18 protein-coding genes are annotated in these 21,566 nt (G+C 63.3%); 13 read left to right on the top strand and 5 right to left on the bottom strand.

All coding sequences use genetic code 11. The features are described from left to right. The first annotated feature begins 262 nt into the window (after positions 1-262). Positions 263-3,256: a glycosyl hydrolase gene (locus NKF25_RS17460; RefSeq protein WP_253227937.1), complete on the top strand. Its 2,994-nt coding sequence runs from the start codon at positions 263-265 to the stop codon at positions 3,254-3,256. A gap of 208 nt (positions 3,257-3,464) precedes the next feature. Here the strand turns inward: NKF25_RS17460 and NKF25_RS17455 are convergent, their stop codons facing one another. Both NKF25_RS17455 and NKF25_RS17450 read right to left on the bottom strand, forming a co-directional pair. Continuing rightward, positions 3,465-5,012, bottom strand: coding sequence for a flippase (locus tag NKF25_RS17455; RefSeq protein WP_253234820.1), 1,548 nt, complete (start codon positions 5,010-5,012; stop codon positions 3,465-3,467). 105 nt (positions 5,013-5,117) lie between these two features. Further along, positions 5,118-6,560 carry a sulfatase-like hydrolase/transferase gene (locus NKF25_RS17450; RefSeq protein WP_253227935.1) on the bottom strand — a complete coding sequence of 481 codons (1,443 nt, stop codon included), beginning with the start codon at positions 6,558-6,560 and terminating at the stop codon, positions 5,118-5,120. Between the two features lie 301 nt (positions 6,561-6,861). Between NKF25_RS17450 and NKF25_RS17445 the strand changes: the two genes are divergently transcribed. Further along, a complete protein-coding gene (locus tag NKF25_RS17445; protein ID WP_253227950.1) occupies positions 6,862-8,823 on the top strand; it encodes a heavy metal translocating P-type ATPase in 1,962 nt (653 codons plus the stop codon). On the opposite strand, the gene NKF25_RS17440 is transcribed toward NKF25_RS17445, so the two are convergent. After that, positions 8,815-9,795, bottom strand: a complete 981-nt coding sequence (locus NKF25_RS17440; protein ID WP_253227934.1) for a hydroxyacid dehydrogenase — start codon at positions 9,793-9,795, stop codon at positions 8,815-8,817. The two genes, NKF25_RS17445 and NKF25_RS17440, sit on opposite strands and share 9 nt — an antisense overlap. A gap of 139 nt (positions 9,796-9,934) precedes the next feature. Here NKF25_RS17440 and NKF25_RS17435 point away from each other — a divergent pair, with 139 nt between their 5' ends. After that, a complete protein-coding gene (locus tag NKF25_RS17435; RefSeq protein ID WP_253227933.1) occupies positions 9,935-11,206 on the top strand; it encodes an MFS transporter in 1,272 nt (423 codons plus the stop codon). A 37-nt stretch (positions 11,207-11,243) separates the two neighbouring features. On the opposite strand, the gene NKF25_RS17430 is transcribed toward NKF25_RS17435, so the two are convergent. Then, entirely contained in the window at positions 11,244-11,894 is a 651-nt protein-coding gene (locus NKF25_RS17430; RefSeq protein ID WP_253227932.1) for a helix-turn-helix domain-containing protein, read from the bottom strand. A 216-nt stretch (positions 11,895-12,110) separates the two neighbouring features. Here NKF25_RS17430 and NKF25_RS17425 point away from each other — a divergent pair, with 216 nt between their 5' ends. Next, entirely contained in the window at positions 12,111-13,058 is a 948-nt protein-coding gene (locus tag NKF25_RS17425; protein ID WP_253227931.1) for an NADP-dependent oxidoreductase, read from the top strand. Next, on the top strand, positions 13,059-13,697 hold the full coding sequence (locus tag NKF25_RS17420) for an NAD(P)H-binding protein (protein ID WP_253227930.1): 639 nt from the start codon (positions 13,059-13,061) through the stop codon (positions 13,695-13,697). 82 nt (positions 13,698-13,779) lie between these two features. Here NKF25_RS17420 and NKF25_RS17415 read toward each other — a convergent pair whose 3' ends face one another. Continuing rightward, positions 13,780-14,001: a hypothetical protein gene (locus NKF25_RS17415; protein ID WP_253227929.1), complete on the bottom strand. Its 222-nt coding sequence runs from the start codon at positions 13,999-14,001 to the stop codon at positions 13,780-13,782. Positions 14,002-14,265: 264 nt separating this feature from the next. Between NKF25_RS17415 and trpS the strand changes: the two genes are divergently transcribed. From trpS to NKF25_RS17375, 8 genes are all read left to right on the top strand, one after another. After that, positions 14,266-15,372, top strand: coding sequence for a tryptophan--tRNA ligase (trpS, locus tag NKF25_RS17410; RefSeq protein ID WP_253227928.1), 1,107 nt, complete (start codon positions 14,266-14,268; stop codon positions 15,370-15,372). Beyond that, positions 15,372-15,839, top strand: a complete 468-nt coding sequence (locus tag NKF25_RS17405) for a GNAT family N-acetyltransferase (protein WP_253227927.1) — start codon at positions 15,372-15,374, stop codon at positions 15,837-15,839. Before trpS ends, NKF25_RS17405 begins: the two co-directional genes overlap by 1 nt. Before the next feature lie 144 nt (positions 15,840-15,983). Then, positions 15,984-16,400 (top strand): QueT transporter family protein, encoded by a 417-nt coding sequence (locus tag NKF25_RS17400; RefSeq protein WP_253227926.1) that lies wholly within the window; start codon positions 15,984-15,986, stop codon positions 16,398-16,400. 75 nt (positions 16,401-16,475) lie between these two features. Further along, the gene (locus NKF25_RS17395) at positions 16,476-17,807 is read left to right on the top strand and encodes an APC family permease (protein WP_253227925.1); all 1,332 of its coding nucleotides are present in this window, start codon (positions 16,476-16,478) and stop codon (positions 17,805-17,807) included. Between the two features lie 93 nt (positions 17,808-17,900). Next, a complete protein-coding gene (locus tag NKF25_RS17390; protein WP_253227924.1) occupies positions 17,901-18,698 on the top strand; it encodes a creatininase family protein in 798 nt (265 codons plus the stop codon). A 305-nt stretch (positions 18,699-19,003) separates the two neighbouring features. Beyond that, a complete protein-coding gene (locus tag NKF25_RS17385; RefSeq protein ID WP_253227923.1) occupies positions 19,004-19,309 on the top strand; it encodes a hypothetical protein in 306 nt (101 codons plus the stop codon). 162 nt (positions 19,310-19,471) lie between these two features. Then, positions 19,472-20,764 carry a divalent metal cation transporter gene (locus tag NKF25_RS17380; protein ID WP_253227922.1) on the top strand — a complete coding sequence of 431 codons (1,293 nt, stop codon included), beginning with the start codon at positions 19,472-19,474 and terminating at the stop codon, positions 20,762-20,764. Positions 20,765-20,774: 10 nt separating this feature from the next. Continuing rightward, positions 20,775-21,548, top strand: a complete 774-nt coding sequence (locus NKF25_RS17375) for a sulfite exporter TauE/SafE family protein (RefSeq protein ID WP_253227921.1) — start codon at positions 20,775-20,777, stop codon at positions 21,546-21,548. Positions 21,549-21,566: the final 18 nt, after the last annotated feature.

Here is a 21,566-nt window from a genome sequence, read left to right as displayed (position 1 = left end):
TCCTCACGTGGATTGTGATGGATGAGGGGGTGGCGATGAACGGTGACGGGGGTGATGGATGATGGGGTGGCGATGAACGATGACGGGTGGTGATCGACGAGTTCCGGATTCGGGTTCACTCGTCACCACTCGTATCAAATAATTATTAGTATGGTCGCTACCCGTTAATAATTCAAATTTTTGAGTAATAATTATAACTACTCAATAAGTAGTATTTTATTGCGATTGATCAGGGATTAATCGCACAGCAGGACACGAACATATGCACGAGCCAACTCGCAATTCTGCCGACGAACGGCAGAGTCAGACGGACGAATCGGACGAACCAGCCGAATCGAACGACGGGCTATCGCTCTCGCGGCGCACGTATTTCAAGGCGTTCGGGGCCGCCGGACTGGCCGGCGCGGCGGGGATTCCCGCACCGGCAATGGCGGCAAGCGACGTTCACGGCGTCGGCAACGGAAGTTACGCCGGGACGAAGCCATCGGGAGAGGACGGACCACCTTCGACGCTGTATACGACCGGGAACGTCCAAGCGCCGCTTCCATCGAACGATTGGTGGACGTCGGCACTGGTCGAGGGGTATTCGGAGAACCTCTTTTTCGACCCCGGATACGGACAGGCGGTGGAGGCCGGTCTCGAAGTCGGCAACCCGTCGACGTGGACGACCTCTGACACTGCCGCGATAATGGACGTCAGCAGCGACTTCACGCTGGGCCACACCGCCACCTCATCGTTCGCCGACACGCGCGTAGACGGCCACAGCGACTGGTCCGTGACGCTGAAATGGGGAAGCGGAACGGGGACGACCCTCAGGGCGTCGCTGACGACGGGGTTGCCCTTCGTCTTCTGTGAGTACACGGGCGGCGGTGCGGAACTGGACTTTCCGGCGACCCCGAACGTCTGGGCCGACCGCGGGAACGTCCTCGGCGTGACCCACAACGGCAACCACTACGGCCTGTTCGCGCCGTCGGGCGACGACTGGTCCGGCACCGGTTCGGCCACGCTGACCAACGGGCTGTCGGGCGGTTATCTGTCGATAGCCATCCTCCCCGACGGTAACACCTCGACGCTCGACACGTTCGAGGAGTACGCCTACAACTTCGTCATGGACACCGGGGCCGGTGACGCGACTCGCGTCAGTCCGACCTACGACCAGTCCGCGAGCGAGGTCCGAACGACCTACTCGTTCAACACGGACGACAAGGCCGAGAGTCAGGCCAGCGGGACGATAACGGGACTGTATCCGCACCAGCACAAGTACACGGACGAGGCCCTGCTGAGCGACACGTACGTGTGCCCCCGCGGGACGATGAAGACGACCAGCGGGTCGTCGTTCACGACGACCCACCCGTTCCGAGGTGTCCTCCCGTATCTCCCCGACCGAGGCACGTACGACGAATCGGAACTCTCGGGCTACGTGGGTGACGTGTCGTCGAGCCTCGGCGGCAGCGACACGTACTCGACCGGGAAGGAGTTCGGTCGGGCGGCCGCGGCCGCACCCATCGCCGACCAGGTCGGTAACACGAGCAAACGCGACGCGCTGTACGACGCCATCCAGTCGCGGATGGAGGACTGGCTGGTCGCCGGAAGCAGCGAGAGTTCGAACCTGTTCTACTACGACGACAGTTGGGGCACGTTCATCGGCTACCCCGACTCGTACGGGTCGGCGTCGGGCCTCAACGACCACCACTTCCACTACGGCTACTTCGTCCGCGGTGCCGCCGCCCTCTCGCGAACCGACGACTCGTGGGGCGACGACGGCAACTGGGGCGGCATGGTCGACCTCATCGTCCGTGACTTCGCCAACTGGGAACGGCCGAACCGCGCCAACGCACAGGAACCCGCGACCAATCCCGCCGATTCGTTCCCGTTTTTGCGGAACTTCAGCCCGTTCGGCGGTCACTCGTGGGCCGCCGGTACCGCGGAGTTCGCGGACGGCAACGACCAGGAATCGTCCTCGGAGGCCATCAACGCCTACGGGGCGATGGTCGAGTGGGCGGTGTACACCGACAACGACGAGATGCTGAACTGGGCGGCCTACCTATACACCCACGAGGTCATCTCCGCGATGGAGTACTGGTTCGACGTGGACGACGGGAACCAACCCGACGCCTGGGGTCACGACACGGCGGGTATCGTCTGGAGCGACAAGTACTCCTACGCGACGTGGTTCAACGCCGACGCCGAGGCGGTACACGGCATCAACTACCTGCCGTACGCCGGTCACTCGCTGTATCTCGGCTGGGACGCCGACTTGGCCGAGCGAAATTACTCCGAGGCGGTGGCCAACGACGACAACGGCGGCGCTTGGAACCTCTGGCCCGACATCATGTGGAACTACCGCGTGTTCTCGAACCCGAGCGACGCCAAGAGCATGTTCCAAGCCAAGAAAGGCTCCTACACGCCGGAATCGGGCGAGACGAAGGCGCACACGTACCACTGGATTTACGCCATCGACGGCATGGGCAACCCCAACCCGTCGGTCACCGCGGACTATCCGCTGGCGTACGTCTTCGGGAGCGGGAGCGACAAGACCTACGTCGCCTACAACGGCGGGAACGCGGCGATCACGGTGAACTTCTCGGACGGTACGTCGCTCTCCGTCGGAGCCAACTCGATGAATTCGAGCACCGGCGGGAGCAGCGGTGGCGGTTCGGGAGACTCGACTGCACCGTCGTCCCCGTCGAACCTCTCGTCGTCCGGCCACACCACGTCGTCGGTCGATCTCGGTTGGAGCGCCGCGAGCGACACCGGCGGGTCGGGACTCGACCACTACGCGGTCTACGTGAACGGTTCGCAGAACGGGACCGTCTCGGCGGGTACCACGTCCACGACGGTCTCCGGACTCTCCGGCGGGACGACCTACGACTTCTCCGTGACGGCCGTGGACGGTGCGGGCAACGAGTCGAGCGCGTCCAACACAGTGAGCGTCACAACGAACTCGTCGGGCAGTGGCGACTTCAACCAAAGCGTTTCCCGCATCGACGGGTCGGACAGCGACTCAACCGTCGACGAACTGTCGTTCACGTTCGTCTCGAACGTCGGGTCGAACTGGGTGGACGTTCACTACACCGTCAACGGCGGGTCACAGTACAACTACCGGATGAACAAGAGCGGCGACACCCACACGCTCGAAACCACTCCCGACTACGTGGTCGGCGACTTCTCGTCCGGTGACGCCATCGACTACTACTTCACCTACGAGAACGGCGGCACCGGCAACGACTCCCAGCACTTCAGCCTCACCTACTGAGACGAAAGCCGAAAGTCACCGGAAGGTCGAAAATCGCTGAAACCTGAACCGGGGAAAACCGAACCGGGGAAAACCGAACCGCGGAAAATCCAACCGCCGTCACCACCCGAGCACGCGGCGTCGCCGCGTGCTCGGGACTTTCACTCGGGATTCTCATTCGAGACTCCCGCTGTCTTCGCGATACATACGTCAAAACGCTCGACGAATCTCACAGCGGGACGTTTTCGGAGACGAACTCCCGGTCCTCCCGCTCGATGCCGAGCAGGTAGAGCACCCCGGCGAAGACGGCGAGGCCGACGACGCCGCCGACCACACCCTGTGCGAGCGCGGCCGCGGTCGTCGGGAGGTGTGCCGAGAGCGGTCCGCCGACGGCGGCCTTCACGCCGAGCATGGAAACCGCGGACAGGACGCCCGCGATTATCGGCTTGGCGTATTTTCGTGAGTACGGGAAGAGACCGACGAAGTGCCACACCTCGACGACGCGGAGTGCGTTGACCGAGATGATGACCGTCGCCGTGGCGATGGCGGCCCCGATGAGGCCGAACTGCTGGATGAAGACGTAGTTGAGAACCACGTTGCAGACGCCCAGAATCCACTGGTTCGCGAGCGCGAGGTACTGGTTGTCGGTCATCATCAACACGTAACCGCTCGGGCCGACGCTGGCGTTCGCCAGTTGCGCGACGACGAGCAGGAACAGAATCGCTTCCCCCTGCGTGAACGCGTTACCGTACAGGAGGAGCAGTTGGTGGGCGAAGACTACCGCGCCGACCGCCGGAAACAGCGCCATCGTGAACGTCCAGCGCGTGACCCGTCGATACAGCGATTCGAGGTCGTCCATCTTCCCGTTGCTGTACAGTCGGGAGGCGATGGGGGGAAACAGTTGGCTGAACGCGCTCAGCGGCAGAATGAGCAGTCCGGCCAGTACGGCGGCGGCCCGGTAGATTCCCGCGGCGTCCGACATCGACGTGACGAAGATGCCGATCATGATGATATCGACGCGGTTCGAGAGGACGTACCCGGCCTGATTCAGCGTCAACGGCAGCGAGAAGTTGTAGAACTCCTTGATTTCGCCTTTCGACGCCCGGAACGACGGCACGAGGTCGGTCTTCGACCACACGAGCCACGCCGCCGCGGCGAAGACGAGAATCGTGGCGACGACCGTCGCCGCCGTCACGCCGACGAGTTCGTACCCGAGGAGCAGCGCGACACCGACGAGGGCGAACCGCACTACCGGCGTCAGGACGTTCATGATGAACACCTGATACTCCGGCAGTTCGAGGCTCTTGAAGACGCTCTTGATACAACTCGTGAGCGTGAAAAACGGCACGATGACGGCGAGGACTCGAAGCACGTCGGTCAGGTACGGCCGAAAGGACTCGGCCGCGATTCCCGTGATGACTGGTGCCCCGATGTAGAGCCCCAGGCCGACGGCACAACCGGCGATCAGCGACGTGAGATACGCCAGTCCGACCATCCGCTGCCGTTTCCTCGGTTCGTCCTCGTACTGGGGGATGAACTTCAGGATGGACTGGTCGGTGCCGAGGTTTGCCAGCACCTCCACGAATTGGATGACGACGAACCCGAAGGTGTAGACGCTGAACATGACAGCGTTTCCACCAGTAGTGAGCCCACGTGCCAGCACGATGCTCAACAGAAACCGAAGCCCGCTGTCGAGCCCTTTCCCGACCATGAAGAAGGACGCGCCACGGGAGATCGATTTCAGTGGTGAGTATGAGTCCGAGGAGTCGTCAGCCATTGGCGTCTGCTGTTGGTATCCGACCGTCGGTGGTTATTTCTTGTGTTTCGTCGGTCCGGCGTCGAACCGTCGGTATCCCTCCCCCCGGAGGGATGCGGGATCCACTCACAGATATCCCAGCTCTCGCAGGCGCGACTCGGTCGATGCGTCGATTTCGTCGTCCGATTCGTCCCGGTCTTCGCTTTGGGCCGTCGCTTTCGCCTCGGCGATGGCGTCCGCGAAGAACGGGGACTCGTCGTCCGGTTCGTCCGCTCCGTCCTCGTCCGATTCGACCTTCCGCTGCCACGATAGCCGACTCGGGTCGAGTTCGTACTCGGTTCGCGTCCCGAGCGAATCCCAGACCGTCTTTTCCCCTTCCTCGTACGCACAGCGCATCATCCGGTCCCAGTACTCCCGGTTTTCCGGCGGTTCCGGTCCGGCGCTCAGCCCGACCAGTTCGGCCGGTATCTCGTCGTGCGAGACGTCGGGCGTCTCGCCGTTCGCAAGCCCAGTGACGAGACGGCCGAGTTCGAGTTGCGAGACGTACCCGGTTTCCTCCGGTTCGTAGCCCGCCGGTGGGTTGATGATACAGAGGGGCACGTGCAACAGCCCTTCCGAGAGGCTGCTCTTGTGGTTTGCGAGGTAGTCGTCGGCTTCCTCGGCGTGGTTCTCGCCGTGGTCCGCCGTGACGATGATCGTCGTCTCGCGCCGCGACGAATCGAGCACGTCGTGGACGAACGTCGAGAGGAGTCGATCTATGTACTCGATCGTCGCGCCGTACACCTGCCGACGGATACGCCAGTAGTCCTCGTGCTCGTCTTCCCCGTTCATCAGTTCCCAGACGCCGTACTGTTCCGAGGTCCACGAGTTCGGCACGCCACGAAGTAGCTCCGAGTCGTACGCCCGGCACGGCTGAAGTGGCGTGTGCGCGTCCATCAGGTTACAAAAACCGAAGAACGGTTCGTCGGCATCGTCGGCCCGTCGTTTCGTCGCGTCGAGCACCGCCGACCCACCGTTGTCCACCAGTTTCGGGACGGGACCCGTCTTCGTCGTCTGGTGGAGCACACCGTAGGCCGTGTTTTTCAGGCTCTCTATTGGGTGGTCGTCCGCCATCGCCGCCCGAAGGAACTCCGTGTACTTCTCGGAGCCGTCGGTTTCCTGGCCGACCTCGTTGAGGCTCGTCGCCTCCGGATAGCGGTGTTTCGGTTCGACAGCGGCGAACTCGTCGAACCACGAATCGAAGCCGTACGTCGGGCTGACGAAGGCGTTGGCGCTCACGCCGAACGTCGTGTACCCGTCCAACTCCGACAGGAACGTCTCGTCGCGGTCGATGGTATCGAACCGGCGGTTGTACGTGTGGACGCCGTGTTTGGAGGGTAGCTCCCCGGTAAACATGCTCGCGTGACTCGGAACCGTCCACGAACTCGCGGCGCGACACCCGGTGAACGTCACGTCCGAGAGTCGTTGGAGACGCTTCGCGTACTCGGCGAAGAAGTCCGCCCGAACGGTATCGAGACAGATCAGGAGGACGTTTCGAGCGCGGGATGCTGGAGGGGCGTTCGCTGCCATTGCTACCCATCAGGGAGATGGCATCCAAAACGCTATTGGCCAAAAAATTACACGACAGGATTGTTATCAGAATCGTTCATAATAAATAAATTCCCCAGTTTCACCACCTCTACGGACGGTTATCTCGTGTTCCGAACGCATAATTGTGGACAGCTTGATGATTCTCACCGGCGTATCCCCTCCAGGGTGGGTGAAGATGTCACACGTCAGTTCGGATAGTCCTGGGGAACCACACGACGCCGAAACACCGTCGTCCCGCGACGACCGTCCGGCGCAGATAGACCATCACGGCCACGAGGGGATGTTTCGGCGTCGGTTCTGGGTCTGTCTCGTTCTCTCGGTACCGGTGCTCTACTTCAGCGAGTTCGTTCAACTGACGCTCGGCTACACCGCGATCAGATTTCCGGGGAGCGAGTGGGTAACGCCGGTTTTCGCCGTAATCGTCTTCGCGTACGGCGGGGTTCCCTTCCTCTCGATGGCGCGGGTCGAGTTCGAAAACCGCCAACCAGCGATGATGATGCTCATCTCGCTCGCCATCACGGTCGCGTTCGTCTACAGCATCGCGGCGGTGTTCGTCCTCCCCGGGACGATGGGCTTCTTCTGGGAACTCGTGACGCTCATCGACGTCATGCTGTTGGGTCACTGGATGGAGATGCGGAGCGTCCGGCAGGCCTCCGGTGCGCTGGACGAACTGGCCCGACTGATGCCGGATACGGCGGAGCGAATCACGGATGACGGAACGACGGACGAGGTTCCGGTCGCCGACTTGCAAGTCGGCGACCGAGTGCTCGTCCGACCGGGGGCGAGCATCCCCGCGGACGGTACGGTCGAGGACGGCGAGTCGTCCGCCGACGAAGCCATGATCACCGGCGAATCGCGCCCGGTGGGAAAACACCCCGGCGACGACGTCATCGGCGGAACGGTCAACAGCGGGGACGGAAGTCTCCGGGTCCGAGTCGGGGCGACCGGCGACGAGACGGCCCTCGCCGGTATCGTGCGACTCGTCGAGGAGGCACAGGGGAGCAAATCCGGAACGCAACTGCTGGCCGACAGGGCCGCCGGGTGGCTGTTCTACGTCGCGCTGGGCGTCGCCGCCGTCACGGCGGTCGCGTGGATTCTCGCCACGGGGTTCGGCCTCGACGTGGTCGAACGCGTCGTCACGGTGTTGGTCATCGCCTGCCCGCACGCGCTCGGGTTGGCGGTCCCGCTGGTCGTCGCCATCACCACCTCGATGGCCGCGACGAACGGCGTCCTCGTCCGTGACCGCACCGCGATGGAGGACGCCAGAAACCTCGATATCGTCATGTTCGACAAGACGGGGACGCTCACGGAAGGAAAACAGGGCGTCGTCGACGTCGAGACGGCGGACGGATGGGACGACCGGCGGGCATCGGCCGTCGCGGCCGCCGTCGAAGCCGACTCCGAACACCCCATCGCCGAAGCGGTCCGTCGCCACACGAACGACGAGGACGTCTCGATCCCGACCGCGAGCGACTTCGAGAACATCAAGGGTCGCGGCGTTCGCGCGACGGTCGAGACCCGAGAGACGCTCGTCGGCGGGCCGAACCTGCTCGATTCCCTCGATGCCGCTCTCCCCGAGAACATTTCGGACTTCGCCCGAACTGCCGGTGAGAAGGGCCAGACCGTCGTTTACCTCGTCTCCGACGGGAACGTCGTCGCCGGATTCGCGCTGGCGGACGTGGTTCGGGAGGCGAGCAAGCGGACCGTCGATGCGCTCCACGGGATGGGAATCGAAGTCGCCATGCTGACGGGCGACAGCGAGGCCGTCGCCCGTTCCGTGGCCGACGAACTGGGTATCGACACCTACTTCGCCGAGGTGCTGCCGGAGGAGAAGGACGAGCGAGTCACGGACCTCACGGCGGGCGGCGAGCGCGTGGCGATGGTCGGCGACGGCGTGAACGACGCACCGGCGTTGACGCGCGCGGACGTCGGAATCGCCATCGGGAGCGGTACCGACGTCGCCATCGAATCCGCCGACATCGTCCTCGTGGAGAACGACCCGCTCGACGTGGTGAAACTGATCCGCCTCAGCCGTGCGAGTTACCGGAAGATGCAGGAGAACCTCGTCTGGGCGACGGGGTACAACGTCTTCGCGCTCCCGCTCGCGGCGGGCGTCCTCGCGCCGTTCGGCATCCTGCTCTCGCCCGCCGTCGGTGCCGTGCTCATGTCCGCGAGCACGGTCATCGTCGCCATCAACGCCCGTCGATTGCAAGGGGCCGACCTGTCGGTCCGATCATCGTAACCCCGACCCCGTCGCCAGATAGCGGTCGGGAACCGTCCGCCCGTCGAGCAGGGCGAGCGCGTTCGTCGCCAAACGGTCGATGCAGGCCACGCTCGCCTCCTCGGTTCGCGCCGCGATGTGCGGCGTCAGCGTGACCGTTTCGAACCCGTGGAGCGGCGAATCGGGGGTCAGCGGCTCCGACTCGAACACGTCGAGTCCGGCACCGGCGATGGTTTCGTCGCGGAGCGCCCCGATGAGTGCCGATTGGTCGATGACTGCCCCCCGTGCGACGTTGACGACGACGGCCGACGGTTTCATCGCGGCGAACGCCGCTTCGTCGAGCATGCCGCGCGTCTCGTCGGTCAACTCGGTGGTGATCACGACGGCGTCGCTCCGTTCCAACAGGGAATCGAGCGTCGTCATCGCCGTGCCCGTCAGTTCCGCGTCCTCCTGCTCCACGTACGGATCGAACGCGAGCGTTTCGGCGTGGAACCCGTCGAGCAGCGTGGCGAACCGCTGGCCGATTCGACCGTAGCCGACGATGCCGACCGTCTTCCCCGAGAGTTGCCGACCGATGGGCGTTTCGTCCCGCCAGCCGCCGGATTCGAGGACGCGCTGGGCGTGAACCGTTCGTCGGAGCGTCGCCAGCAGGAGGCCGAGCGCGTGTTCGGCCACGGAGAGCGCGTTGAGTCCGGGCGTGTGCGTCACCGGGATTCCGTGGTCGTTCGCGGCTTCGACATCGACGTTGTCGAGGCCGGTGCCGAACTTGGCGACCACCGAGAGGTTCGTCGCTTCCAGGACTCGCCGCGAAATCGGCAGGCGAGAGGTCGTGAACACCACGTCCATGTCGGCCAATTCGTCGACGAGCGCGTCCTCGTCGGGGTCGCCGCCGACCGTGAGTTCGACGCGCTCCCCAACGCGCTCATGTAACGCCGACAGCGGTTGTACGTCCACGTCCACGAGTCCCCGAACCGGTTCCGATTCCGTTTCCATCGTCCGAGCGATGACGACCCCTATCGACAAAACCGCTCCGGCGAGGGGGGCCGGGTATCGTCGTGACGGCGGAATACCGGTGAAGATTGGGTGACATCCGCCCATTTAACCGGCCGCCGAACCATCCTCGAACTACCAGATGTCCGCTCGCTATCGTTCGCTATCTCGACAGTTACGGGAGACGGTTCGCGGCCTCCGCGGTGACGGCCGGGGCTGGCTGCTCGTCACCGTCGCAATCGGGTGGGCGTTCACGCTCGGTATGCGGTTTATCCTCCCGACGCTGTTGCCCCAGATCGAATCGAATCTCCACATCTCCGACTCGCTCGCCGGACTCGCCATCACCGCCCTCTGGATCGGTTACGCCTTGATGCAGTTCCCGGCGGGGGTGTTGGTCAACCGTCTCGGGGAGCGACGGCTGTTGACCGCGAGCCTCGGTCTGTCCGGATTCAGCATGCTCCTCCTCGGGTTCGCGCCGGCTTTCGGCGTCTTCTTCCTCGGCAGCGCGGCCTACGGACTCACGTCCGGCCTCTACGGCCCGAGTCGGGGGACGGTCCTCTCGCGGACGTTCACGCGGAACGCGGGCGCGGCGTTCGGCATCACGTTGGCCATCGGTAGCCTCGGGTCCGCGTTCCTCCCGAACATCGCGGCGGCGGTCGTGACCGATGTCGGCTGGCGGGCCATCCTCGCCGGGTTGGCGGTCCCGTTCTTCGTCATGGCGGTGATGGCGTGGAACGTCGTCCCCGAACGTCCCGCCGAGGACGACCGTCGGAGCGACGACCCGTCGGAGACCGACGCCGTCTCCGACGGCGGTGAATCCGACACGGCCTCGTCCTCCACGCTACCGGAGTTCGGCGAACTCGTCGGGACGCTCTCGGACCGCTCCATCCTGCTCGCGACCCTCTCGGTGGCGATATTGCTCTTCGCCTATCAGGGGATCACCGCGTTCCTCCCGACGTATCTCCAGACGAAGGGACTGAGTCAGGGAACCGCCGCCCTGCTGTTCGGGTTCATGTTCGTCGTCGGCGCGGCGTCCCAAATCGTCGCGGGCAGTGCCGCCGACCGAATCGGCATCAAACCCGTCCTCCTCGTCGTCACCGCCATCGGCGTCGTCGCTCCCATCGCACTGACGCTCGTCTCTGGAAAACTCGCGATAGCGGTCGTCGTCGGGATTCTCGGTACGCGCATGGCGGTCAACGCCGTCACGAACTCCTTCATCGTCGGCGCGCTCCCCGACCACCTTCAAGGCTCGGCGTGGGGATTCATCAGAACCGGTTTCTTCCTCGTCGGTTCGCTCGGTTCGACGTTTATGGGGGTCTTCGCCGACGCGAACGAATTGAATCTCGCGTTCATCATTCTGGGCGTGTTGTCGGCGATGGCACTCGGACTGTACGCGCTGTTGCCGAACGAGTGAGAACGAATACTCCTCCCTTGTGCTCCTATATCGAATTTCAAGCGAGGAACGCGAACGCTCGGGCTTCGATCTTTCGCATGTGTTCGCTGACCGTGCTCGCGTCGATTCCGACGCGCTCGGCGATTTCCCCGTGGGTGGCACGGCGCGGATTCTCGTAGTAGCCGAGTTCCATCGCGATGTCCAAAATCTCCTGTTGGCGGTCGGTCAATAATCCGGTGAGATCGCTCGTCCCCGGAGAGTACACGCCGATGCGCTCGACGCTGATGTTGATCTCCTCGGGGATTGCGGCGAGCGCCCGCTGCAACACTTCGTTAGTCTCGCCGATCATGGTCACGCGGATTTCCTCCTCGGAGATGTATTCGATGGACTCGAAGAACACCTCGTGTTCGTCGAGGGGGCGGAGGATCCCACGTATCGGTTCCGGAAAATGACTGTGAACGTACATGAGTCCGGTACCGTCCCCTTCCTCCGAAACGCTGTAGTCGATCACGTCCGGGTTTTGCTCGATCAGTCGACGCGTGCGGTCGGGATTCCCATGGACGTGGGCCAACATGACCATCGTCCCGTCGTCCAGTGTGTTCAAGTGGAGGATGGATTTTCGGACGGGGGCGGATTCGCTGACGAGCAGTTCGTGGACGGCCGGGTAAAACCCGTCAGGTCGAGTGATGGTGAACGTTATCGATCTCATGCAGTATCGCGTATCCTGTCCGATTTGGTCGCCTACCGTGCTACTACTCATGCGACGTTCCCTTAAATACTGCCCCACTTTCGGGGCAGTCGGTGCATCCGCCGGGGAGACGTAGCGTTCGGTGTGGTCAGACAGCAACACGATGCGTCCGACGGCGCGGACGAAAAACGCGCACAGCGCGGTACAGCACGACCACGAATTCAGGAGAATTCACGGATGAAAGCAGTACGTATTCACGAGTTTGGCGATGCATCGAATCTCCGGTACGAGGAGATAGAGACTCCGGAACCGGCCGACGACGAGGTCCGCGTCCGGATTCACGCGGCCGGTGTGAACCCTGCCGATTGTAAAATTCGGCAAGGAGCCCCATTCCCCATCGACCTCCCGTGGATTCCGGGATGGGATATCGCCGGGGTCGTCGATGAAGTCGGCATGGACGTGACCGAGTTCGAACCGGGCGACGAAGTGTACGGGATACTGCCGTTTCCGGGCGACGGCGGCGCGTACGCGGAAGCGGTCGCGGTTTCCCCTACGGAAGGAAAACTCGGTCAGAAACCGGAGTCGCTGTCGTTCGAGGCGGCGGCCGGTGTTCCCATGGCGGGACTCACCGCGTGGCGGTCCATGCAACTGACCGACCTCAAACCCGGTCAGAGGGTGCTGATTCACGCCGCGGCGGGCGGCGTGGGTCACTTCGCCGTCCAGTTCGCAAAGCGGCGAGGTGCCCACGTCATCGGAACCGCTTCCGGTTCGAACGAGGAGTATCTCCGCGATTTGGGCGTGGACGAATTCGTCAACTACCGCGAAGAGCGCTTCGAGGACGCCATCGAACCGGTCGATGTGGTGATCGACGCGATCGGTGGCGGTACCTTCACCCGCTCGCTCGAAATCACGAAGGAGGGCGGGGTCATCGACAATCTCCCGCTGAACCTCACGCCGGAACAGGAGGAGGCGGCCGACGAGCACGGCATCCGCGTCGAACGGTCGGACACCCTCGACCGGGAATGGCTCGACGAGATTACCAAACTCCTCGAAGACGGTACCGTCGCGCCGACGCTCGATACGGTGTTCCCGCTGGCCGAAGCACAGCAGGCACACGAGTTGAGCGAGAACGGGCACCTCTGCGGGAAGATCATTCTCGAGACGAGAGAAGGGGACGGGAACTGAATGGAAGTCGTCGTGTTTGGGGCGACGGGGCGCGTCGGCCGTCACGTCGTGGATACCGCGCTGTTACGGGAGCACGAGGTACGAGCGTTCGTTCGCAGTCCGGAGAAAGTGGATTCGATCCACCGCGACAACAGCCATCTGTCGATTGTCCAGGGTGACGCTCTCGACACTGATGCGGTCGAACGCGCCGTGCAGGGGGCCGATGCCGTCCTCAGCGCGCTCGGCCCCGCAGAAGGTTCCCCTATCGACGTGGCGATTCGCGGCGGGGAGAACATCCTCACTGCGATGCAAGCACACGACGTTCCACGGGTCGTGATTCTCGGCGGCAGAGTTATTTCCCATCCAAAAGACCCGTTCTCCGTTTCGGGACGAGTTCTCTCGTCCGCGGTGGACCTCGTCGCAGGTGATCTCACCGGGGGAGGAGAACGACTCATGAGAACGCTCTCGGCGAGCGATTGCGAATGGGTCATGGTCAGACCGCCGTGGCTCAGGAGCGGCCCACGCACTCGTGACTATCGAACGGGGTATCTCGGACTCACAACCTTGTCAACGGTCTCGCGAGCTACTGTGGCGGCGTTCATGGTCCGTGCGGCGGAGACGGACAGATGGGTCGGCGAGGCTCCGATGATCGTTAACTGAATTGACGCCTCAGTACCGTCCAGTTGCGCCGGTGTTGCGAAGTGGGCAATCGGCCGATTCCTCCAATGTCGTCCCCGTTTTTTCACTCGGCCAGTTCGCTCGCGGCCGAGAGCCACCAGAGGTGGCCTCGGCCGCGCGCTTCCGTGTGTTCGAGGACGCCATCGGCGACCAACTCCGCGAGTTGGTCGCCGAGTCGCTCACGGGGGACGCCCAACTCGTCCGCGAGATACGACGTGTTCACCACCGGCGCTGGCGCATTTCGAATCGCAACAACGATCTCTTTTCGGCCGATCTCGGTTGCCATGATGGCTCCCCTACGATAGCCACGGACAACTGCGATTCGGCCGCCATGGCGGCCGAATCGCTCGCTCGGCCACTCGCGTTTGCCACCGTCTCTCACGCCCGCGAAACCCTTTTGCCCGCAACTCCCGGAGTAGCAACCGGCATGTCTTCGTTCACTACTGCCGGTGGTCGATTTTGGCCGACCACGGCATAGTCAACTGATCCTGTCGTATCGTTTCACCGATAGTCCGTTCTCCACCAGCGATTCGCTCGGCGGTGATGGCCGATGACCGACATCGACCCGTGGGGCGACGTCGAAATCGCCGACTACTCGGCGACGATGGAGGGGTTCGGCATCGAACCCATCGGCCCGCTCGCCGACCGTCTTCCCGATAATCGCCTCGTCCGGCGCGGCATCGTCTTCGGCCAGCGCGACCTCGAAACCGTCCTCGACGCCCGCGACCGGGGCGACCCGTTCGCCGTCATGACTGGCCTCATGCCCTCCGGCGTCTTCCACTTCGGCCACCTCGCCGTGGTCGAGCAGGTCCGCATGTTTCAGGAGATGGGTGCCGAGGTCACCCTCTGTGCGGCGGATATCGAAGCCTACGCGACGCGCGACGTGTCGCTCGAAGACGCCCGCGAACTGGTGGTCGAGGAGTACCTTCTGAACTACGTCGCGGCGGGGCTCGATCTCGACAGGACGGATTTTTACTTCCAGTCGGGGGCGGGTAACGACCACCTCGCCCGGAGCAAACTGTTCTCGCGGTACATCACGGAAAACGAGTTCGAGGCGACCTACGGCGCGACCTCACCCGGAAAGATATCCTCGGCGCTGACCCAGTACGCCGACATTCTCCGGCCGCAGGCACCCGAGAACGGCGGGCCGAAACCGACGGTCGTCCCGGTCGGCATCGACCAGGACCCGCACGTTCGCCTGACGCGGGACGTCGCCTCGCGCTACCGCGAGACCGCGTACGTAAAACCCGCGAGTACGTACCATCGGTTCATGCGCGGGCTACAAGGGGGGAAGATGAGTTCGTCCGACCCGACGAGTTACATCGCACTCACGGATACCGTCGAGGACGCGAAGCGGAAAATCGACGCGGCGAAGACCGGCGGTCGCGCCAGCGTCGAGGAACACCGCGAGAAAGGGGGAACCGTCGAGGACGACATGGTGTTCGAACTGCTCGCGTTCCACCTCGTTCGGGACGACGACGAACTCGAACGAATCCGGCGAAAGTACGAATCCGGCGCGATGCTCTCGGGCGAACTGAAACAAATCGCCAAGGAGCGCCTCGAAACCTTCCTTCGTGATCATCAGGAAAAACGCGAGGCGGCGCGACCGGACGTCGAGCGATATCTCGCCGAACACGGGTTCGGAGAGGCGACCTGATGCGAATTCGACGACTGCGAGCGGGGGAACTCGTCCGGTTCGTGGACGACCTCTGGGTCCCGTTCGCTCGCGAGATGGCGGAGATGGACGACTTCGACACGCTGGCCGACCACGGGGTCAGGGCGAACGTATTTTCGTACGTGAAAGACCGTTTCTCCGACGCGAGCATCGCCACGTTCGTCGCGGACGACGACGGCTTGATCGGCTACGTATCGGTCGAAAAACGGGATTCCCCGCCCGTCTTCGCCCGCGGCCCACGTGGCTACATCGACGGCCTGTTCGTCCGCCGAAGCCACCGACGGCACGGAATAGCTACCGCGCTCCTCTCGCGGGGCGAATCGTGGGCACGACGGCAGGGGTGTGAGTTTATCTCGCTCGACGTTCACGCGGAAAACCACGTCGCTCAGTCGCTCTACCGGCGCGACGACTACGTGACCAAGCGCCATCGAATGACGAAACGACTGTAATTCGACTCGACGTACGCTTCCGGCGGAATTCCTGCTCGACGCACGCTTCCGCCGGGACCGTTCGAAACTCGGGTCCAACGTGACAACGTGGAATACGCTTATTATCGTCGCCACCGAGGACATACTCTGGTAACAGACCTCGCTATGAGCGTTGCATCCGTGGCCCCGCAACTCGACCAGCACGAACGTCGGAGACTCATCTGGTTGCACGGTCTCCTCGTTCTCCTCGGACTGTGGATCACGTTCTCGCCGCTCACGCTCCGCTCCGAGTTTCGAGTCGAGGATCACGCACTGTTGGGCCTCGCGATAGTTTTGTTCGCGGGCCTCTACATCGTTGGACTGCTTCGAAGTCGGTCGCTTTCGTTCGTGAGCGAATGGATGATCGCCCTGTTGGGGCTGATAGTCTTCGGCATCTCGACCGTTTCCAGTCTCGTCTCGGACAACGTTCTCTGGAGCGACGTCATCGCCGGTGGCCTCGTCACGCTCATCGCGGTGTACGTGATTTATACGCTCGGTCGGGTTCGAAAACGGGAACGGGAGGCCGTCGATGCCGATGCGTAAGTGCGTCCCGTCGTGTGACTACTCCGGGTCGATTCGAGGACCCAATTCGAGCAGTCGCGTCCTCGTGTACGACGGATGGTGACGGAGCGACTCGGCCTCACGGAAGCCGTTTCGTTCGCCCTCGGTGGGATCATCGGCGGGGGGATTTTCGCCGTCCTCGGCGTCGTGGCACGGGTCGCAGGCCCGACCGCGTGGGTCGCCTACCTCATCGCCGGTATCGTCGTCATGGCGACCGGCTACTCCTACGTCAAGCTCAACGAACGGGTTCCGACGACCGAAGAGTCCGGCGGTGCGGTCGCCTTCATCGAGGTCTTTCTCGACCGGCCGACACTGGCCGGGATGGTCGGATGGACGCTGATCGTCGGGTACGTCGGCACGATGGCGATGTACGCCTACGCGTTCGGTGCGTACTTCGGAGCTATCTTCGGCATCACCGAACTCCCGTTCCTCGGCCTCCCGTCGCGGCCCGTCCTGTCCCTCCTCGTTATCGTCGGCTTCATCGGCGTCAACCTCCTCGGCGTCCACGAATCCGGCGTGGTGGAAGACCTCCTCGTCGCCCTCAAACTCATCATCGTCCTGTTGTTCATCATCCTCGGCATCAGGTACGGTTACACCCACGGACAACTCGAATTCGGGGTCGAACGGACACTGAAACAGCCGGACGCACCCGTTCTCGCGGCCGCGGTCGCGTTCGTGTCGTTCGAAGGGTGGCAACTCCTCTTTTACGATCAGGAGAGTATCGAAAATCCGGTCGCGACGATCCGAAAAGCGGTCTACATCTCCATTCCCGTTTCGGCGCTTTCCTACATCCTCGTCGCGTTCGTCGCGCTCAGCGTGGCGAACCAGCGGGCCGTGATCGCCAGCCCCGACCTCGCGCTCGCCATCGCCGCCCGGGAGTTCTCCGGGAGAATCGGGTACGTCCTGATCGGCGTCGCGGCGGTGGCCTCCACCGCCAGCGCCATCAACGCGACCCTGTTCAGCACCGCACTGTTCGCGAAGGGGATGAGCACCGACGACCTGCTTCCCGACCGACTCGCCCCGACGCGGGAAGCGGGCGTCCCGACGAAAACGCTGTTCGTCATCGGCGGACTGACGATTCTGCTGACGGTGTACGGCAGCCTCACCGCAATCACGGAGTTCGCGTCCCTGTCGTTCATCGTCGTCTTCGGCGCGATGAACGCGCTCGCCTACACGCAACGCTCCGAACTGATCTCGGTCATCCCGCTCGTCGGACTGATCGGAACGGCGCTCTTTCTCCCGATCTTCGTCTGGCACCTCTACACCGCCGAGTTCGGCGTGTTCTGCCTCGTCTTCGGCATCGCCATCACCCTGATCCTCCTCGAAGGTCTCTACTTCGAACGCGACGAAGTCATGACCGGGGTCGAGTCCATCGAAAAGCGGTTCTGATTGTGGGTTCTCGCTCGCCGGTCACCGCCTGTCCTAGGAGAATCGTTTTCCGGCGTGCTGAAATTTATGCCCTCTCGGCACCCTCCCTCTCGTATGTACCTCGCCGACCAAGCGTGGCCGGACCTCGGGGACTACGTCGCGGAGGAATCCGTCGCCGTCGTCCCGTTGGGTTCGACCGAACAGCACGGCCCGCATCTTCCGCTCGCCACCGACCACCTCATCGCCGAAGCGTTGGCCCGCGAGGCGGCCGACCGGGCGGGCTATCTCTGCACGCCGACGATAAACGTCGGCGTCAGCACGCATCACATGCAGTTCCACGGGACGATGTCGGTGGACCCGCCGCAGTTCCGCGATTACGTCGAGAGCTTTTCGCGCAACCTCACCTACCACGGTATCGACCGCATCGTCTACGTCAACGCCCACGGCGGCAACATGGAGCACTTGCGGGAGGTCGGACGGCGACTCCGTCGGGACGAAGTCGCCTTCGCCGTCGAGTGGATGTGGGACGAATCGATTCCGGAACTCGTGAGCAGCATCTTCGAACACAACGGCCCTCACGGCGGTCCGAAGGAGACGGCGATGATCATGCACATCGCGCCGGAACTCGTGCACGAGGACCGACTGGCGGAGGCCCGCGACGACGGATTGATGGACATCTCGGCCGGAAACCTCACGAAGCACGGCGCGCGGAACTTCTACGACGCCATCGACAACAGCGAAAACGGTGTGTTCGGCGATCAGACCGACGCGACGCCCGAGAAAGGGGCGGAACTGTTCGAGGCGGCAACCGAGCAGTTGGTGCAGTTGCTCGACTGGTTGGACGACGCCCGATTTTCGGATCTGATGGCGAAACCGCACGTGGACCCGCAACCCGGCAGTCGGCGGGACTGAGAACCCGGCCTCGTTCGGAACGACCCACTTTTTCGGTGTTTTGATCTCCCGTGCCGCCTACTGATGGATTTCTGTACGGAATTCTGAATGGATTTCTGGATAGCTATCCAGAAATATATCTTGATACTGATGATATTCTCTGCTACTGACGACACTCTCTGATATTGATGAATCCCTTCGACGGGCGACGCTCGGATTTCCGAGGTAGGCAACCACCAAGTCTCGTGGTCAGGGTCGTGACCTTCGTTTCGCGTTTTCGGTGTCACCAGAAAACTGATGACTGGCTGTGGCAGATGGATACGTGGATGTCTTCGTCCCCATTCCCGGCGATTCGTCGGGCCGACGTGTACGCGTACAACTTCGTACTGTTCGGCCTGTGGTTCGTCCTCGACAACGCCGTGACGGCGTTCACGGACGGCGTGACCGCGAGTTCGGCGGGCGGAACTGCTCTGGGCGCATTCTCGATTCTCGCCGGAGCGTTAGTATATCGGAACATCGACGGTTCCGAGCGGAACGAACGGTCTGCGCCGACCTATCTGCTCGCCCTCGCCGGTATCGAAACCGTTCTCGTCGCGTACCTTATCCTCGACACGCTCGGACGACTCGGATGACCTCCTGAAGGCGCTCGGTCCTTCGTTCGTCCCTACTTCAAGTGCCGATTATATTTTATATTTTCGTGGCCAGAACACCTTTCAATCCGATTTTTGACGTAAATACCCCTTGCACACACAGCCATGGGGAAATAACGGCCGACGCCCCACGATACTGACAGAATGGCAACGAAGAGCAGTGGGCAGTCGAAGATAGCGCAGTATTCGGAGGGCCTCCGCGACGCCACGAGCGGCTTCTTCCAGAAGTACGGCCTCGGGTTCGTTATGGTCGCGAGCTACTTCGGGTCGGGATCGGTGTTCATCGCCAGTTCCGCAGGGGTTCGGTACGGCTACGGTCTCCTCTGGGCGGTCGTGGGCGCGGTGTTCCTCGGGTTCATGGCGCAGGATATGAGCGCTCGGCTCGGGATTTTCGGCGAACCGTTGATGTCGTTCGTCCGTAAGAAAATCGGGGGAACCGGCGCGACGGTACTGGCCGTACTCCTCTCGGTCGGTTGTGTCGCGTGGACGCTCGAACTCACCGCCGCGGTCGGCAAGGCCGTCTCGATTCTGCTCGGCGGTGCCATCGGCTGGCAACCGCTCGCGCTGGTGACCGGGGTGCTCGCCATCCTCGTCGGCGTGATGAACTACGACGGTATCGAGCGGATCATGACCGCGATGATGCTCATCCTGCTCGTGGTCTACATGGTCGTTGCGGGCGTGAGCACGCCATCCGTGACCCATCTCGTGGGTGGGTTCATCCCGAAGATTCCGGCCGTCGGCGCGCTGACGCTCGCCGCGTCAATCATCGGAACCACCGCCCTGTGGCCGAACTTCTTCCTCGAATCGAACCTCGTCTCGGAGAAGGGCTGGGTCGGCAAGGACGACGTCCCGGAGATGCGCCGCGACCTTGGCATCGGCTACGTCGTCGGCGGATTGACGACGGCGGCCATCGTCGTCGTGGCGGCCGCCGTGTTGCGCCCCGCGGGATACACCCAACTCGACACGTTCATCACGCCCGGCAAGGCGCTGGCGGGCGTGTTCGGCAAGTGGGCGATGTACGTCTTCCTCATCGGGACCGTCGCCGCCGCGTTCAACAGCATCATTCCGATAATGTGGACGCCGGCGTACCTCTTGCAGAACGCGCGCGGCAAGGTCGCCGACAGCGCGAGCCGTGAGTTCAAGATCATCTACGCCGTCGGCGTCGGTCTCGGTAGCCTCTCGCCGCTCGTCCACCAGTTCGCGGGCCTGAGCATCATCGACATGATACTCCTGTTCCCGGCGTACAACGGCATCGTCGGCCTGCCGATTACGGCCCTCGTGCTGTTCTGGGCGGTCAACGACCGGAAGACGATGGGCGAGCACAAGAACGGCATCGTGATGGCCGGGCTGAACGTCCTGCTCGTCCTCCTGTCGATTTACCTCGCCGTGACCTCGCTCCCCGGCTTCATCGACGCGCTGACCTCCGGAGGACTCTGATTCCCGACGGATGCTCCCCGAACCGACGACGCTGACGATTCTCGTCGTCATCGCGTTCCTCTCGGGCGTCGGCATCACCGCCGTCGGCCCCGGCGGAATCTTCATCACGGTCGCCCTGTTCGCGCTCACGGACGTCTCGTCGTCCGTCGTCGCCGGGACGGCGATGACGACGTTCGTGTTCACGGGTCTCCTCGGAACGTTCACGTACGTCCGTTCCGGCGAACTCCGGTCGCGTTCGGGCCGACGACTCGCGGTTCTCGTGACGGTTCCGAGCATCGTCGGTGCCGTCCTCGGGGCGTTCGCCAACACGATTCTCGCCGCCGGTTCGTTCGGCACCATGCTGACGGCGTTCACCGCCCTCGTCGGCGTCACCATCGTCTATCGGGAACGGCACGGCCTCGGGTCGAAGTGGTCGTTCGACCACGATTCGACGGTCGGAATCGCGGTATTCGGCGGTCTCGGGCTCGGTATCGGCGTTGTGGGTGGATTGCTCGGCGTCGGCGGTCCGGTCATCGCCGTCCCCGTCCTCATCGTACTGGGCGTCTCGATGCTCGACGCGCTGGCGGCCGCACAGGTCCAGTCGGTGTTCCTCTCTGCGTTCGCGGCGATGACCTACCTGACGCAGGGTGCCGTGTCGGTTCCGCTGGCCGTCGCGGTTGGCGTCCCCGAACTCCTCGGCGTCGTCGTCGGGTGGCGGGTCGCCCACCGCGTCGAACCGTCCCGACTCAAACTCGCGCTCGGTGCGTCGCTCGTCGCCACCGGATTCGCGCTCGCGCTGTTCTGATCTTCCTTCTCTTCCCTC

This window comes from Haladaptatus sp. AB643 (assembly GCF_024136975.1).
Taxonomy (GTDB): Archaea; Halobacteriota; Halobacteria; order Halobacteriales; family Haladaptataceae; genus Haladaptatus.
This window is presented reverse-complemented; position numbering and strand designations above follow the sequence as displayed.